Genomic DNA, 16820 nt, shown 5'->3' with positions numbered 1-16820 from the left:
CACCTCTTATTCCTTATCTTCAGGGAATGTAAAATCTTCATCTTCATCATCTTGATGATAGCTTAAAAGAGCTTCATCTCTTGGATATGTGCCGGCTTCTCTTGCTTCTGTCTCTGATTTAATATCAATTTTCCAACCAGTAAGCTTCGCCGCAAGTCTTGCATTTTGTCCGCGTTTCCCAATAGCTAGCGATAGTTGATAATCTGGAACAACAACCGTTGTCGCTTTGTCCTCTTCATTTACTACAACATCTAACACTTTAGAAGGACTTAATGCATTGGCTACAAAGACAACTGGATCGCTAGACCACTTCACAATGTCAATTTTTTCACCTTTTAACTCGTTAACAACGGCTTGCACACGTGTACCTTTAGGTCCAACACATGAACCAACTGGATCTACCTCTGGATTATCAGAATGTACAGAGATTTTTGAGCGATCTCCCGCTTCACGCGCAACAGATTTTAATTCAACAGTACCGTCATAAATTTCTGGTACTTCAATTTCAAAAAGACGTTTTAAAAGTCCTGGGTGTGTTCTAGAAACATAAATTTGTGGACCTTTTGTCGTTTTTTCGACTTTTGTAATAAACACTTTAATACGATCATGTGGGCGATACTGTTCACTAGGCATCTGTTCACTTACAGGTAAAATCGCTTCAATCTTACCAAGACTAACGTAAATAAATTTTGCGTCTTGTCTTTGGACAATGCCTGTCATGATATCCTCTTCTCGATCAATGAATTCAGAATAGATAATGCCTCTTTCTGCTTCACGAACACGTTGAGTAACGACTTGTTTGGCTGTTTGTGCAGCAATTCTACCAAAATCTTTTGGCGTTACTTCCATTTCTACAATATCTTCAACCGTATAGTTAGGATTAATCTTGCGTGCATCCTCGATAGAAATCTCTAATCTTGGATCAAACACTTCATCAACGACTTCTTTGCGGGCAAATACTTTCATAGTGCCACTACCTAAATTTAAATCAATACGGACATTTTGTGCTTGATTAAAGTTTCTACGATAAGCAGACACTAACGCGGCTTCCATTGCATCAATAATGACATCTCGTGAAATTCCTTTTTCCTTTTCAAGCAAAATAAGAGCATCTAATAATTCACTGCTCATGTGATTCATATCCCCCTTTAAATAAGTTGCGTTACGCCAATTGCTTTATGAGAAGACAATAGCTAAGCGAGCTTTTGCGATTTTTTCATACGGTAATTCTACCGTTTTCTTTCTTGTTTTAACTTTCATTTCAACTTTAACGATATGGCCATCGAAGTCTGTTAATACACCTTCAAATGTTTTTTCTCCATCTATTGGTTCATACGTTTTTATAAATACGTTTTTACCAATTGCTTTCATGAAATCTTGTTCTTTTTTTAGAGGGCGTTCCGCTCCTGGTGAAGAGACCTCAAGGAAATAGTTGTAAGGAATTGGGTCAATTTCATCTAATTTCTCACTTAAGCGTTCACTAACTACTCCACACTCTTCTATATCAACGCCTGTCTCTTTATCAATAAAGACACGAAGAAACCAGTCTTTTCCTTCCTTCACATATTCGATCTCAACTAATTCCAACTGAAGATCGCTCAAAATAGGAGTGACTAATTGTTCAACTTCTTCAGTCACTTTACTCATCTTTATCCCTCCTTCTAGCAAGATGCCTATTCATTATAAATGTAGCAGCAAACACTAGAGTTGCTGCTAATCGAGATATACCGGATCATCTTTGTAACCGATGAAAATTTTGGTTAATAACAAGACGAAAGAGTGGGTTGCCCCACTCTTGTTTGCGAAGATATCCGTTAGTATTTCCAATAAAACTATACCATAACCATAATTTTTATGCAAATGGAATAGCTGTAAAAGCGACTTAGAACAAACTTAACTGATTTTGGTCTGGTAATTCTTCTAAACAACCATGATTATTTAAGTACTCGATAATTGTTTTAGATACCTTACCTCTTTGCTGAAGATCTTCCTTCGATAGGAAGTCTCCTTCTCCTCTTGCTTTTACAATATTCAGTGCTGCGTTCGTACCTAATCCTGGTATAGAGTTGAACGGCGGAATCAGTGTATTACCTTCAATAATAAAGTCACTTGCACTGGATTTATACAAATCAACTTTTTGGAAACTATATCCTCTTTCATTCATTTCAAGCGCTAACTCCATTACAGTCAGCAAGTTTTTTTCTTTTGTAGAAGCATCTAAGCCTTTCGCATTGATTTCTTCAATTTTTGCTCGGATCGCCTGTGAGCCTTTTACCATCGCATCTATATCAAAATCTTCTGCACGAACGGTAAAATAAGCTGCATAATATAAAAGCGCATGATGAACTTTAAAGTAGGCTATACGTACCGCCATTAAGACATAGGCAGCGGCATGGGCTTTAGGGAACATATATTTTATCTTTAAGCAAGAGTCAATATACCACTCAGGTACTTCATTCTTCCTCATTTCCGCTTCCATCTCTTCTGTCAGGCCTTTTCCTTTTCGGACTGATTCCATAATTTTAAAAGCGAAAGCCGGTTCTAAGCCTTGATAAATTAAATACACCATAATATCATCACGACATCCAATAACTTCACTTAATGTGCATGTATTGTTATGAATTAACTCTTGGGCATTGCCGAGCCATACATCAGTTCCATGTGAAAGACCTGAAATTTGAACAAGCTCAGAAAATGTCGTTGGTTTCGTGTCTTCTAGCATTTGTCGAACAAACCTTGTTCCGAACTCCGGAATACCAAATGTCCCTGTTTTACACATAATTTGCTCTTCTGTGACGCCTAACGATTCCGTTCCACTGAAGATTTTCATTACTTCTGGATCATCGGTTGGAATGGTCTTCGGATCAATCCCACTTAAATCTTGCAACATCCTAATAACAGTGGGATCATCATGACCAAGTATATCTAGCTTCAACACATTATCATGAATGGAGTGGAAGTCAAAATGAGTTGTTTTCCATTCTGAATTACGATCATCAGCCGGAAACTGGATAGGTGAAAAATCATAAATATCCATATAATCAGGAACAACAATAATGCCGCCTGGATGTTGTCCAGTTGTTCGCTTAACACCGGTACAACCAGAAGCTAAGCGATCAATTTCTGCGCCTCGAATTTGAAGATTATTATCATTTTGATACGCTTTAACATAGCCGAATGCCGTTTTGTCTGCTACAGTACCGATCGTTCCTGCCCGATATACATATTCTTCACCAAAAAGAACTTTTGTATAGTTATGAGCTCTAGGCTGATATTCCCCGGAGAAGTTCAAGTCAATATCTGGTACTTTATCCCCTTTAAAGCCTAAGAAAGTTTCAAATGGAATATCATGGCCATCTTTACGATAATGCTGAGAACAGTTTGGACAATCTTTATCTGGTAAATCAAACCCTGAACCTACTGAACCATCATCAAAAAACTCAGAGTGTTTACAATCAGGGCAGACGTAATGAGGAGGCAGTGGATTAACCTCTGTTATTTCCGTCATTGTCGCAACAAATGAGGAACCTACCGAACCCCTTGATCCTACTAAGTAGCCATCATTTAGTGACTTTTTAACAAGTTTATGAGAGATCAAGTAAATAACGGCAAAGCCATGTCCGATAATACTTTTTAATTCTTTCTCTAAACGAGCTTCTACGATTTCAGGTAGTTCTTCTCCGTAAATACTTCTCGCCATGCTATAGCTCATTTCACGCATTTCTTCGTCTGCGCCTTCTATTTTTGGCGTATAGAGATCATCTTTTATTGGTTTGATTTCATCAATCATCTCAGCAATTTTATTCGTATTATCTACTACGATTTTTTTCGCTGTTTCTTTTCCTAAAAATGCAAAGCATTCAAGCATTTCATTGGTCGTGCGAAAATGCACATCAGGCAGTTCATGACGGTTGAGCGGATTTGCCCCACCTTGAGAATTTACTAAAATCTTACGATAAATCTTATCATTCGGATTTAAGTAATGAACATTCCCTGTGGCAACAACTGGGATATTTAATTTTTCACCAAGTTGTACAACGTTCGTAATGATTTCTTCGAGCGCCTTTTCGTCACGAACTAACTCTAATTCTAATAAATGAGCATAGACCTCTTTAGGGTGAACCTCTAGATAATCATAAAACTCAGCTATCTCTTCCACTTCATCAGGCGATTTTTGCATCATCCCTTCAAAAACTTCACCTTTGTCACATCCAGAACCAACAATTATACCTTCTCTATATTTCTGTAATACCGAGCGAGGAATACGTGGCACACGATAAAAATAATTAATATGAGCAATCGAGACTAATTTAAAAAGATTCTTCAATCCTTCACTCGTTTGCGCTATCAAAGTACAATGGGACGGTCTAGCCCTTTGATAAGCATTTCCTTTACCCATATTGTCATTAAATTGATCATGGTATTCAATGCCTTTAGCCATCGCATCCTTCAGCATTTTGATTAATATATAGCCTGTCGCTTCCGCATCGTATATTGCCCGGTGATGTTGAGTTAGTTCAACATCAAACTTCTTTGCCAATGTGTTGAGGCGATGATTTTTCATTTCAGGGTGTAAAAATCGCGCTAATTCAAGTGTATCTACAACGGGATTTGTTGCTTTTCCAAGACCTATTTTCTTATACCCTACATTTAAAAAACCCATATCAAATGAAGCGTTATGGGCCACAAGCACACTATCGCCAGTCCATTCGTAAAAATCTTTTAAAACGTCAGCTACTTCAGGGGCATTCTCTACTAAATCATCTGTTATGCCCGTTAAATTAATTGTCGTAGCAGATAATGGATGATGCGGATTAGCAAAGGATTCAAAACGATCAATAATCTCGCCGTCGTGAATTTTCACGGCTGCAAGTTCTATAATGGTGTCATAAACAGCAGATAATCCAGTCGTTTCAACGTCAAACACAACATAAGTATCTTCAGCTACTCGTCTATGAGCATCATTATAAGCAATTGGTACACCGTCATCGATTAAGTTCGCCTCAACACCATAAAGTATTTTGATACCATTTTTCTTACCGGCATTAAATGCTTCTGGAAAGGATTGAGCACCAGCATGGTCTGTAATCGCAATTGCTTTATGTCCCCACTTCTTTGCTTGTGAAACAAGCGCACTAACCGAACTAACGGCATCCATTTGGCTCATTGGTGTATGAAGATGAAGTTCAACCCGCTTTTCATCTTCCTTAGCTGTATCTTTTCTTTCAATTGGTTTAATTTCATTTAAATCATTACCAATCATGACTAGGTCACGCACGAAGGTATCATTTTGAATGCTACCACGAACTTTCAGCCACATGCCTTTTTGTACCATTTGAAAGAGTGCAGCATCTTCTTTATCTCGGGAAAACATTTTTACAAGTATCGAGCTTGTATAATCAGTAATTTTGAAAGTTAATAATGTCCGACCACTTCTGAGTTCTTTTGTTTCTGCATGAAAGACGTAACCTTCCACAGCAATTCTTCTTTCTTCGTCAACTATATCAATTAGTTTGCGGAAGTCAGCATCATCTTTAATTGTCAGGCCAACTGTCAATGGCCCTTGTGGTATCGGTGTATCTGATTCTTGCTCTAATGCTTTCTTCTCCATTTCAATTGCTGCTTGCATGCCGCGTTCTTGATCTTCTTTTCTCTTTGCTTCTAAGAAACGCTCATATGCTTCATTGCTCTCTTCGGTTGACAATTCTGTTTCAATTTGAAATGGTGGAAATCCAAATGATTGAAAGCTATCAAGAATAAGGGGCGCATACTTATTTTTAATAGACTGACTTTCCATATCATTACTAACGGTAACGATTACCTTATTTCCCTTTATTTTCGGCAATTGCTCATGAAGAAGCTTAAGCATCGGTGGTGAGATGCCTTCAATTTCTTTCATACAAAATGTCCAATAATCTTGAATTAAGCTCTCATCATATTGTTGATTCGTAACAGTAATAGAAAAAGAGGTACGTGCAATATGAGAAAACTTGTGGTGCAATTGAGCTGCAAATCTTTGAAGAACAGTTGCCGGTAAGATTTGTTCTAAGCTAAAGGAAAAATGCCACCTTTTTTCCTTTTTTTGAATATATACTTTCATGATTTCGGCTTGTTCAAAATAATGAACAAAAGCATCTTCTGTTAATTCTAATTGTTGTAACAGGAGCTGAAAACGTTCTTTGTTTCCTTTTACATCGCTCATTTCAGCCCTCCCCCTTCATTAACGTTCTATTTTTTTCAATCGGTCACTATTATATCATAATTAAATACTAGATTTGATAAAGTAAAAATCACGCTAATTGTCAACTATTTTGTGGTAATGTATATTATTTCCCCGAGGAATGAACGGGTTATTTAACACTTCAAAAATGAATGAAGCGTAGGCTATTAAGCATAAGTATCAAGCTATAATTCGGAAAGTGACGCAATTTATTAATAGGACTACAATCTAATTCTATCGATGATAAATAAAAAACCGATCCCATTCTCATCTTTAACATTTGACGACTAATGGGGTCGGAATATTTTTATATAGGAATGTTTAGGTTTTTTATGCTAACTGATTATGAATGAATTGTGGTAATTCATCCACCGATACTTCAAATTGCTCGCCTGTACTTCTTAATTTAACTTCTACGATGCCTTCATTTGCCTTTTTACCAACAGTAATTCGTAAAGGTAAACCGATTAAATCACTATCAGCGAATTTTACGCCAGCTCGTTCAGCGCGATCATCCCATAAAATACGATACCCTAAATCTTTCAAAGAATCGTATACTCTTTCACTTAATTGCACTTGGTCTTCTTTTTTCATATTTAAAGAAACAAGATGAAGCTGATAAGGTGCGATATTCTCCGGCCAAACAAGTCCATTTTCATCACTATGTTGTTCCGCAATAGCTGCCATTACACGAGAAACCCCGATGCCATAACAACCCATAATCATTGGTTGTGAACGGCCATTTTCATCAAGAATAGTCGCGTCCATAGCTTCACTATATCTCGTACCAAGCTTGAATATATGACCAACTTCAATTCCTTTTGCAAAAAGAATACTACCTTCTCCATCAGGTGATGGGTCTCCTTCTTGAATAAAGCGAACATCTGCATATTGTTCTACGGTAAAGTCGCGATCCACATTTACATTGACATAGTGGTAACCAGCTTCATTTGCACCGCAGACACCATTTACAATTGCACTGACAGCATGGTCGGCAATGATCCGTACATTTGTATGAACCGGACCAATGGAACCAATTTCACAGCCAATAACGGATTTTGTCTCCTCAGCATCAGCTAATTCCACATCATTGGCAGCGAGCAGATTCTTTACTTTAATATCATTGACTTCATGATCACCACGAACAAGTATCAATACATAATCTTCATCTACTTTAAACAGTAATGATTTTATGCATTTTTCTGCTGAGACATTTAAATAATCCACAATTTCTGCAATACTTTTTTGATTCGTAGTACTAACTTTTTCAATTTCTCTTAACTCTTCATTAGATTTTTCATATGTTGAAACTACCTCTGCCATTTCAATATTTGCTGCATATTGAGATGTATCAGAATAAGCAATCGTATCTTCTCCAATTTCGGACAGAACCATAAATTCATGAGTATCTTTACCACCCATTGCTCCAGAATCCGCAATAACAGCTCTAAAATTCAAACCTGCGCGAGAAAAAATATTGGAATAAGCTTGATAAAAAAGGTCGTACATCTCATCTAAACTTTCTTGGCTTGAATGGAAAGAATAACCATCTTTCATAATAAATTCTCGACCTCTTAGCACACCAAAACGCGGACGCTTTTCATCACGAAACTTCGTTTGAATTTGATACAGAGCAAGGGGTAACCTTTTATATGATTTCACTTCATCACGTACAAGACTCGTCACAACCTCTTCATGTGTTGGCCCAAGAGCAAATTCTCGCTCATGACGGTCTTTCATTCTCATTAACTCTGAACCATATGTATACCAGCGACCAGACTCTTGCCACAACTCTGCTTGCTGAAGTGCAGGCATAAGCATCTCTACGGCATTAATGGCTTCAAGCTCTTCTCTAATAATCGTTTCAATATTTTGTAACACTTTTCTTGCCATTGGTAAATAACTATAAATACCACTAGCATTTTGACGAATAAATCCTGCTCTTAATAAAAGTTGATGACTTTTAATTTCTGCATCAGCAGGGTTTTCCCTTAAAGTTGGAATTAATACCTGACTTTGTTTCATCTTAATTTATACACCTCTATTATTTATATTCATTATCAAGGCTCAGAAACCATTTAGTGAAAACGGATCTCTGAGCCTCAGGTTTCATCTTCTTATAAAAAGAATCGCTGAATGTCATTCCATGTTACAACTAACATAAGCAGCATTAATAGCGCAAAGCCTACAAAGTGAACCATACCTTCTTTTTGTTTGTCTATCGGTTTTCCTCTAACTCCTTCAATAGCAAAGAACATTAATCTTCCACCATCGAGAGCAGGGATAGGCAATAGGTTCATGATACCTAAATTGATGCTTAAGACGCCTGCCCACTTCATTAAATAAAATATACCTGATTGAGCAACTGTGTCAACTGAAACATAGATACCAACAGGACCTGAAAGGGCATCAATCGTAAATTCCCCAGAGATTAACTTCCCTAAAATAACAAAAATTTCTTTTGTCCATAATAAGGTCTCCTCAGCACCGTATACAACTGATTTTAATGGATTTTTTTCCATCGGACTATATACACCGATCACACCGATTGTCGGACCATCTTCTATTTCTTGTGACTTAGGTGTAACCGGGATCGTCATTTCTTCCCCACCGCGATCAATTTGAAATTCAAGCTCATTATTAGGGTTTTTCTGAATGATTTCTACAACATCTTGCCAGCTTGAAATTTCTGCACCATCGACTGAATGAACAATGTCACCTTGTTTGAATCCTGCATCAATCGCTGCACCATCTTCTGTTAATTCCCCAAGCATCGGCGCATTTGATGGCATCCCCTGTAATAAAGCGATGATGACAAAAATAACAAAAGCTAAAACAAAGTTCATCATCGGTCCAGCGAAAATAGCCATTGTTCTTTGTCCTAAAGTTTTAGAAGAAAATTGGCGATCATAAGGAGCAATCAGTGTTTCTGTTCCATCTTCCACCAATACTGCTCGGCGATTCACCTTAAAAGTTTCTAATTTTTCTTCTTCCTCACCTTCGACATACCCTTTTAATATCAATTCATGTTCAATATCTGCATGTTCGATTTCGAGAATCCTTGCATCCGGATATTTATCTTTGTTATTTAAAATAATCTTCTGAACTTCATTTTGGTCATTGAAGACTAATCCTACACGGTAACCTGCTTTCAATTCGACCATTTCAACATCTTCACCAGCCATCCGAACATAGCCACCTATCGGTAACAACCGGATCGTATAAAGTGTATCATTTTTTGTAAATGAAAAAACTTTTGGTCCCATACCAATCGCGAACTCACGACATAGGATACCTGCTCGCTTCGCAAAGATTAAATGTCCAAGTTCATGGAAAAATACTAGTGCCCCAAAAATGATAATAAAGGCTATGACTGTACTCAATTTTTAACCACCTTTTTTTCTGAATCAAAAACGAATCAGCTTGATAAAAGCGAATAGATATAGGCTCTTGTTTCCTCATCTACTTCTTGTATTTCTGATAATGTCGGTGCTTTTATACAGGAATGTCTTGTTAAAGCTTTTTCAATTAACTCTTCAATCTTTAAAAAGCTTATTTTTCCTTCTAAAAATGCTGCAACCGCTGCTTCATTTGCTGCATTTAAAACCGCAGGCATCGATCCACCTTCTTTTCCTGCTTGGTAAGCAAGCGCTAAACAACGAAAGCGATCATAATCCATCTCTTTAAAATGGAGCTGGCCAATTTTGGCTAGATCTAATCGCTTATTCTTTAATGGTAAACGGTCTGGATATGAAAGTGCGTACTGGATAGGTACCCTCATATCCGGTGTACCTAATTGTGCGATGACACTACTATCATGGAATTCAACCATTGAATGAATGATACTTTCATTATGAAGAAGACAGTCAATCTTATCATATGGTAATGAGAATAACCAATGAGCTTCGATTACTTCTAAGCCCTTATTCATCATTGTTGCCGAGTCAATTGTGATTTTAGCTCCCATTGACCAGTTAGGATGATTTAACGCTTGTTCAACTGTTACTGCTTCTAAATCCGCTCTGCTATAATCACGAAAAGATCCTCCAGAAGCGGTTAAAATCAATCTATCGATATTCTTCGCATTCTCACCTTGTAATGCTTGAAAAATCGCTGAATGCTCACTATCAACAGGTAAAAGGTCAACACCATAGTTTTTTGCTGCTTCCATGACTAAATGCCCCGCTGTTACCAATGTTTCCTTATTTGCAATAGCAATCGTTTTTCTTTCCTCAATTGCTTGTAATGTTGGTTCTAGTCCGACACGACCTAAAACAGCATTTACCAATATATTTGCTTTATTGTATACAGCCACTTCTGTTAAACCGAGTTGTCCATATGTAAATGATATGCTTGGAAACTCAGCTTTAAGCATCTCCATCGAACTTTTTTCTAAGACGGAAACAAGCTCTGGATGGAATTCATTGATTACTTGACGGGCAAAATGAATATTTTTTCCTACTGAAAAAGCTACTAATTGGAATTCATCAGGATGCTGTCTAATGATATCTAACGTTTGTGTACCGATAGAACCTGAAGCACCCATTAAACTAATTTTTTTCATTTCTAAAACATCTCCTATTAAGAAAAGTGTCTACTAAGCCACATATCATATAGTATGATTACACTTTCCCCGCTAAAAACGGCGTCTCTATATAATCGTTTCTCTACCCTGTCTTTTATTACATGATAGATAAGATAATATACATAAATGGCCAAACAAATAACAAGCTATCGAAACGGTCAAGGATCCCACCATGACCAGGTAATATTCTACCCGAATCTTTTACCCCGTAATGTCTTTTAAATGCTGATTCTGCCAAGTCGCCAACTTGTCCAAAGACAGCTAATAGACAGGTCATAAGAATAATGAGAATAGCGGGTTCACTAATATCTGTAAAAATCAAAAACAAACAAGCAACAACAACAGATGAAATAACACCGCCAACACTACCCTCTATTGTTTTATTAGGACTAATATCTGGCCATAGCTTTCTTTTTCCAAATGCCTTTCCAAAGAAATACGCACCTGAATCAGAAGCCCATATAATAAATAGGCTAAAAAAGATCCAAATAAGACCATTCTCCATCGCTCTCGTTTCTAGAAAGTAATGAAAACCAAAACCTATATAGATAGTAGAAATGAGCATAAAGGCAATATCATCATATGTAACACGATTCTTTGTTAATACTGTATATGTAAGCAAAAGAAGTACACCAAGTACTAAAATATCTGTCTTTCCAACTCCTGCTCGTATTAACCAAGCAAAATAAAATTCTGTAGGAATCATGATCATCCATAATATAAACGTAGATATGAGTCCTGGAAGGGAAAATAGATTAAACCCTTTCATTCTTAATAGTTCGTATAAGCCTACTGTTGCAAAAAAATAGGCAAGGAGCATCAATGGCCACCCACCAATAAATACTAGTGGCAAGAGAACTGCTCCAAAAATGATTGCTGTGATTACTCTTTCTTTCATTCATTTCAACACCTTTATTAAACTCCTCCAAAACGCCTTTGACGCTTTTGGAATACTTCAACTGCTTCAACAAAATGTTCTTCCCCAAAGTCTGGCCATAAAACATCTGTAAACCAAAACTCAGCATAAGCTAGTTGCCATAGCATAAAATTACTTAAACGAATTTCCCCACTCGTTCGTATCAGTAGGTCTGGATCGGTCAACTCATTTGTCATTAAGTATGATGAAAAAACTTCTTCTGTTAACTTTTCATCATCTATTATACCACTTTGCGCATCAATTAAGACGTTTTTAACTGCCTCAATAATTTCCGCTCGACTCCCGTAGTTCATAGCGAAATTTAACACTAACCCATCATTATGAGCAGTAGATTGGATCGCTTCGTCAATCGCTTTTAATGTCGCTGCCGGTAAAATAGATTTATTTCCTATCATTTTCACTTGAACATTCTCTTCAATTAATTCGGGTAAAAACGTTTGCAGAAATTCAGATGGCAACTTCATAAGGAAATCGACTTCCATTTTCGGCCTTTTCCAATTCTCAGTAGAGAAGGCGTATAATGTTAACGTTTTAACACCCAGTTGATTGGCGAATCGTGTGATTTTTCTAACGACTTTTGCCCCTTCATGATGACCTGCAACACGTGGCAACGTTCTTTTTTTAGCCCAGCGACCATTACCATCCATGATGATAGCTACATGCTCTGGAATTGGCTGTGCTTTAATATTATCTATTCTATCTTGAAGATCTATTGAGTCATTATTATTTTTCCAAAGTTTCATTTTATCGAACATTTGAATACTCCTTTTAATCGGCTGATTTACCATTAAATAAGTAATGCCATGTATTTAATGGATAAGCACCCTTTTCCGTTCATACTACTTCGATGATTAAACGAGTGACGCTTTTGCCATTTCAGATATATTCATTATAGGCAGAATAAGTAAGCACATCAATAACTTTCCTCCAATTGTGCTCCTCATTTTAAAGATTACCACAAAACGATGCAATAAGATATTTTTTTAAGATATTAATTAAAATTAAGAGTTCGATTTCAAGGATTGCCGTTTTGGTTTATCTGCCAACAAATTCTATCAGTAAAGAAAATAGTTCCATTTTCTTCTACGCTACTGCCTTTTTCACTTCATTCATAAAACACGAAGTTTTAGAATCGGTCCATTATAGAAAAAGCCCCCTATTTATCATAGAGGGCTTCGCCTACAATCGAAAAAGTATGTCCTATATAATGTAAATAAGATTATACTTCTAAAATTTCTTTTTCTTTATCTTTTGTAAGCTCATCAATTTTCTTAATGAACTCATCTGTTGCTTTTTGGATATCATCTGAGTAACCACGTTGATCATCCTCAGTGATTTCTCCATTTTTTTCTAGTTTTTTCAGATCATCATTACCGTCTCTTCTAATATTACGGATGCCTACTTTTGCTTCTTCCGCCTCTTTTTTCACAACTTTTACAAGTTCCTTACGGCGCTCTTCAGTTAGTTGTGGAATGGATAAACGAATAAGGTTTCCATCGCTTGTTGGAGTAAGTCCTAAATCTGATTTCAAGATTGCCTTTTCAATGTCACCTAATATAGATTTATCATAGGGTTGAATGACTAATAAACGTGCTTCTGGTACAGAAACACCAGCTAATTGGTTAATAGGTGTTGGTGCACCATAGTAATCTACTGTTATTCTATCTAATATAGAAGAGTTAGCTTTCCCAGCTCTGATACCGGCTAATTCGCGTGAGTAAGATTGTGTTGCTTTTGTCATACGTTCTTTTACATTAGCTATGATATTTTTTGGCATTTAGTTTTTCCCCCTTACGATTGTACCGATTGGCTCGCCTAATACAGCGCGATTGATATTTCCTTTTTCCATAATAGAAAAGACAATCAGTGGAATATTATTATCCATGCAAAGTGATGATGCCGTTGAATCCATGACTGCTAATCCCTCTTTAATGACATCTAAATAGGATAATTCATCGTATTTTTTTGCATTTTTATCGATTCGTGGATCAGCAGAGTATACACCGTCAACATTATTTTTTGCCATTAATATAACTTCAGCATCAATTTCTGCCGCTCTTAGTGCAGCTGTTGTATCTGTAGAGAAATAAGGGTTTCCTGTGCCTGCAGCGAAAATAACGACCCTTTTCTTTTCCAAGTGACGAATGGCTTTTCTACGGATATATGGCTCAGCAACTTGTCTCATTTCAATTGAAGTTTGTACTCTTGTTTCAATCCCAAGTTGTTCTAAACTATCTTGAAGTGCTAAGGAGTTCATTACCGTTGCAAGCATTCCCATATAATCTGCATTAGCACGTTCCATACCCATCTCTTCACCAATCTTACCACGCCAAATATTTCCGCCACCAACAACGACAGCTACTTCAACATCTAGCTCAGCTAAGTCTTTCACTTGCTGTGCGACTGACTTAATTACTGATGGATTAATGCCGAAACCTTGTTCTCCAGCCAATGCTTCACCACTTAATTTTAAAACAACTCTTTTATATTTAGGGTCGCTCATAAGAACCTCCATAATGAATAGTAAGCAAAAAAAGCTTTTGCTTAAAATTTCAAATTACATTTATTCTAACAAACAGGGAACACACAGTGTTCCCCACAAATTCATCTACTATGGTAGATTTATTATTTTTTCACTTGGCTCATTACTTCTTCTGCAAAGTTATCTTCGCGTTTTTCGATACCTTCTCCTACTTCATAACGTACGAATTCGCTAATTTTACCGCCTTTAGAAGCAACAAATTTCCCAACTTTTTCATCTGGGTTTTTAACAAATGATTGATCGTTTACACAAACTTCTTCGAAATATTTACCTAAGCGACCTTCAACCATTTTCTCAACGATTTTTTCTGGTTTACCTTCGTTAAGCGCTTGTTGAGTAAGAACTTGACGCTCATGTTCAACTTCTTCTTGTGAAACTTCATCACGAGAGATATATTTAGGGTTTAATGCTGCAATATGCATAGATACGTCTTTTGCTGCTTCTTCATCAGTTGTACCTTCAAGTACTGTAAGTACACCAATACGTCCACCCATGTGTAGGTATGCGCCAAAAGCATCGTTATCTGTTTTTGTTTTAACTTCAAAACGGCGTAATGATAGTTTTTCTCCAATTTTAGAAATAGCTGTATTGATATGAGACTCAACTGTGTTACCATTTGTCATAGATCCTTGAAGTGCTTCTTCAACTGACGCAGGTTTTACACTTAACAAGTGCTCTCCTAATTCTTTTACAAGTGTTTGGAAACCTTCGTTTTTAGCAACGAAGTCTGTTTCAGCATTTACTTCAAGAATAACAGCTTCATTTCCTTCTACTTTAATAGAAGTTAAGCCTTCAGCAGCGATACGATCGCCTTTCTTCGCAGCTTTTGCAATACCTTTCTCACGAAGAAAGTCAATTGCTTTTTCCATATCTCCGTCTACTTCTTGAAGTGCTTTTTTACAATCCATCATTCCAGCACCTGTTTTTTCACGTAATTCTTTTACCATTTGTGCAGTGATTGCCATTATGGAATCCTCCTTATTGAATATGTAAATGTCGTATATGAACATTCAGCATGATTTTTTATTATTACATTATCTTTTCCAAATATTGCGTATGCCAATCGTTCTTTTGATTTGCAGGCAACAAATACGTCATTCTTTTTAAAAAAAGGTGATAAAGGGTGCTCCCTATTATCACCTTTTCAAAAATAACGCATTTCATAGCAATTATGCAGTCGTTACTTCTTCACCTTGTTTAGCTTCTAAAATTGCATCCGCCATTTTACCAGTTAAAAGTTTAACGGCACGAATTGCATCGTCGTTTGCAGGGATTACTACATCGATTTCATCTGGATCACAGTTCGTATCAACAATACCAACGATTGGAATGTTTAATTTATGCGCTTCTGCAACTGCAATGCGCTCTTTACGAGGATCAATGATGAATAAAGCATCAGGAAGAGCTTTCATATCTTTGATTCCGCCCAAGAATTTTTCTAAACGTTCTTGCTCTTTTCTTAATTGAACAACTTCTTTTTTAGGAAGTACTTCAAAAGTGCCATCTTCAGACATTCTTTCGATATCTTTAAGACGTGCAATACGCTTTTGGATTGTTTCAAAGTTTGTTAATGTACCACCTAACCAACGTTGGTTTACATAGTACATACCAGAACGAATTGCTTCTTCTTTAACAGAATCTTGCGCTTGTTTTTTAGTACCAACGAAAAGAACTGTTCCGCCTTCACCAGCTAGTTCTTTAACGAAATTATAAGCTTCTTCTACCTTCTTAACTGTTTTTTGAAGGTCGATAATGTAGATGCCGTTACGCTCAGTGAAAATGTATTTTTTCATTTTTGGGTTCCAACGGCGAGTTTGGTGTCCGAAATGTACACCAGCTTCAAGCAATTGCTTCATAGAAATTACTGACATGGATGTTTCCTCCTAATGGTTTTTATTTTCCTCCGCTCATATCATCTTTAACTAGAAACTGTATTGACAGCACCAACTAGTTAAATCAATAAGCGTGTGTATTAACACCGTTTTATAATATAGCATAACTCCAGTAAGTAAGCAAGACTTATCATCATTCCTTAGAAAATTTCAATAAAAGTTCTACCTCTTTTTTTCCTTTATTCATGCGTTTTGCAATTTCATCGACGGAGTGCCCTTGATGATAAAGGTCCTGAATAGAAGAATGGGTAGTCGCTTCATTCTTTTCTTTTTGACGGTCAATATGAGTATCCTTATTGGCTTGATTAGCTTGATAAATAGATGCAGCCTTCTTTTTAGCTGTTGTTGTCCGATAGCGTTTATTCAACTCTTGTGGATTTGGCTCATTTTGTACGTTAGATTCGTCATTTACTGGAGATAATATATTTCTTTGCTGGACCTGCTTCAAAAAAGCTTCGTTCTCTTCACGCATTTCCGTTATGTATATCGCTAATAATTGATCCATTTGTTCTATATTATTTTTTTGTTCTTTTTCTAAAGAAACAAAACGATTTTGCCGTAAATAAAGGAGAAGAATCGCAGTGATTGCGAGTATATTCAATATGAGACTAATGATAAGGAAGAAAACAATCATTATTTATCCC

13 protein-coding genes are annotated in these 16820 nt (G+C 36.7%); all 13 read right to left on the bottom strand.

Features of this window, described 5'->3' with window-relative positions; all coding sequences use genetic code 11:
- Positions 1-6: 6 nt before the first annotated feature.
- Positions 7-1131 (bottom strand): transcription termination factor NusA, encoded by a 1125-nt coding sequence (nusA, locus tag U9M49_RS02790; protein WP_191812158.1) that lies wholly within the window; start codon positions 1129-1131, stop codon positions 7-9.
- A 45-nt stretch (positions 1132-1176) separates the two neighbouring features.
- Positions 1177-1647: a ribosome maturation factor RimP gene (gene rimP, locus U9M49_RS02785; protein WP_095369494.1), complete on the bottom strand. Its 471-nt coding sequence runs from the start codon at positions 1645-1647 to the stop codon at positions 1177-1179.
- A 235-nt stretch (positions 1648-1882) separates the two neighbouring features.
- Complete coding sequence (locus tag U9M49_RS02780) at positions 1883-6202, bottom strand: PolC-type DNA polymerase III (protein ID WP_322909239.1); 4320 nt, start codon at positions 6200-6202, stop codon at positions 1883-1885.
- A 348-nt stretch (positions 6203-6550) separates the two neighbouring features.
- Entirely contained in the window at positions 6551-8245 is a 1695-nt protein-coding gene (locus tag U9M49_RS02775; RefSeq protein ID WP_322909238.1) for a proline--tRNA ligase, read from the bottom strand.
- Positions 8246-8337: 92 nt separating this feature from the next.
- Complete coding sequence (gene rseP / locus U9M49_RS02770; RefSeq protein WP_095369497.1) at positions 8338-9603, bottom strand: RIP metalloprotease RseP; 1266 nt, start codon at positions 9601-9603, stop codon at positions 8338-8340.
- Between the two features lie 35 nt (positions 9604-9638).
- Entirely contained in the window at positions 9639-10784 is a 1146-nt protein-coding gene (dxr, locus tag U9M49_RS02765) for a 1-deoxy-D-xylulose-5-phosphate reductoisomerase (RefSeq protein ID WP_095369498.1), read from the bottom strand.
- Positions 10785-10902: 118 nt separating this feature from the next.
- A complete protein-coding gene (locus U9M49_RS02760; protein ID WP_095369499.1) occupies positions 10903-11703 on the bottom strand; it encodes a phosphatidate cytidylyltransferase in 801 nt (266 codons plus the stop codon).
- A gap of 17 nt (positions 11704-11720) precedes the next feature.
- The gene (locus tag U9M49_RS02755; protein WP_095369500.1) at positions 11721-12497 is read right to left on the bottom strand and encodes an isoprenyl transferase; all 777 of its coding nucleotides are present in this window, start codon (positions 12495-12497) and stop codon (positions 11721-11723) included.
- 464 nt (positions 12498-12961) lie between these two features.
- Positions 12962-13519, bottom strand: a complete 558-nt coding sequence (gene frr, locus U9M49_RS02750) for a ribosome recycling factor (protein WP_095369501.1) — start codon at positions 13517-13519, stop codon at positions 12962-12964.
- Entirely contained in the window at positions 13520-14245 is a 726-nt protein-coding gene (gene pyrH, locus U9M49_RS02745) for a UMP kinase (protein ID WP_095369502.1), read from the bottom strand. It abuts the gene before it with no gap.
- A gap of 122 nt (positions 14246-14367) precedes the next feature.
- Positions 14368-15249 (bottom strand): translation elongation factor Ts, encoded by an 882-nt coding sequence (tsf, locus tag U9M49_RS02740; protein ID WP_095369503.1) that lies wholly within the window; start codon positions 15247-15249, stop codon positions 14368-14370.
- A gap of 204 nt (positions 15250-15453) precedes the next feature.
- Positions 15454-16155, bottom strand: a complete 702-nt coding sequence (rpsB, locus tag U9M49_RS02735; protein ID WP_095369504.1) for a 30S ribosomal protein S2 — start codon at positions 16153-16155, stop codon at positions 15454-15456.
- 154 nt (positions 16156-16309) lie between these two features.
- Positions 16310-16810, bottom strand: coding sequence for a hypothetical protein (locus tag U9M49_RS02730; protein WP_095369505.1), 501 nt, complete (start codon positions 16808-16810; stop codon positions 16310-16312).
- Between the last annotated feature and the right edge of the window lie 10 nt (positions 16811-16820).

The organism is Cytobacillus sp. OWB-43, assembly GCF_034651445.1.
Lineage (GTDB): Bacteria > Bacillota > Bacilli > Bacillales > Cytobacillaceae > Cytobacillus > Cytobacillus kochii.
The sequence above is the reverse complement of the archived record's forward strand: the minus strand, read 5'-3'. Positions and strand labels throughout refer to the sequence as shown.

Excerpts from the sequence above, each read along its gene's own strand:
- U9M49_RS02780 (WP_322909239.1), bottom strand. The coding sequence starts at position 6,202 with ATGAGCGATGTAAAAGGAAACAAAGAACGTTTTCAGCTCCTGTTACAA.
- U9M49_RS02760 (WP_095369499.1), bottom strand. The coding sequence starts at position 11,703 with ATGAAAGAAAGAGTAATCACAGCAATCATTTTTGGAGCAGTTCTCTTG.
- tsf (WP_095369503.1), bottom strand. The coding sequence starts at position 15,249 with ATGGCAATCACTGCACAAATGGTAAAAGAATTACGTGAAAAAACAGGT.
- rimP (WP_095369494.1), bottom strand. The coding sequence starts at position 1,647 with ATGAGTAAAGTGACTGAAGAAGTTGAACAATTAGTCACTCCTATTTTG.
- U9M49_RS02730 (WP_095369505.1), bottom strand. The coding sequence starts at position 16,810 with ATGATTGTTTTCTTCCTTATCATTAGTCTCATATTGAATATACTCGCA.
- U9M49_RS02755 (WP_095369500.1), bottom strand. The coding sequence starts at position 12,497 with ATGTTCGATAAAATGAAACTTTGGAAAAATAATAATGACTCAATAGAT.
- pyrH (WP_095369502.1), bottom strand. The coding sequence starts at position 14,245 with ATGAGCGACCCTAAATATAAAAGAGTTGTTTTAAAATTAAGTGGTGAA.
- nusA (WP_191812158.1), bottom strand. The coding sequence starts at position 1,131 with ATGAGCAGTGAATTATTAGATGCTCTTATTTTGCTTGAAAAGGAAAAA.
- rpsB (WP_095369504.1), bottom strand. The coding sequence starts at position 16,155 with ATGTCAGTAATTTCTATGAAGCAATTGCTTGAAGCTGGTGTACATTTC.
- U9M49_RS02775 (WP_322909238.1), bottom strand. The coding sequence starts at position 8,245 with ATGAAACAAAGTCAGGTATTAATTCCAACTTTAAGGGAAAACCCTGCT.
- frr (WP_095369501.1), bottom strand. The coding sequence starts at position 13,519 with ATGCCAAAAAATATCATAGCTAATGTAAAAGAACGTATGACAAAAGCA.
- dxr (WP_095369498.1), bottom strand. The coding sequence starts at position 10,784 with ATGAAAAAAATTAGTTTAATGGGTGCTTCAGGTTCTATCGGTACACAA.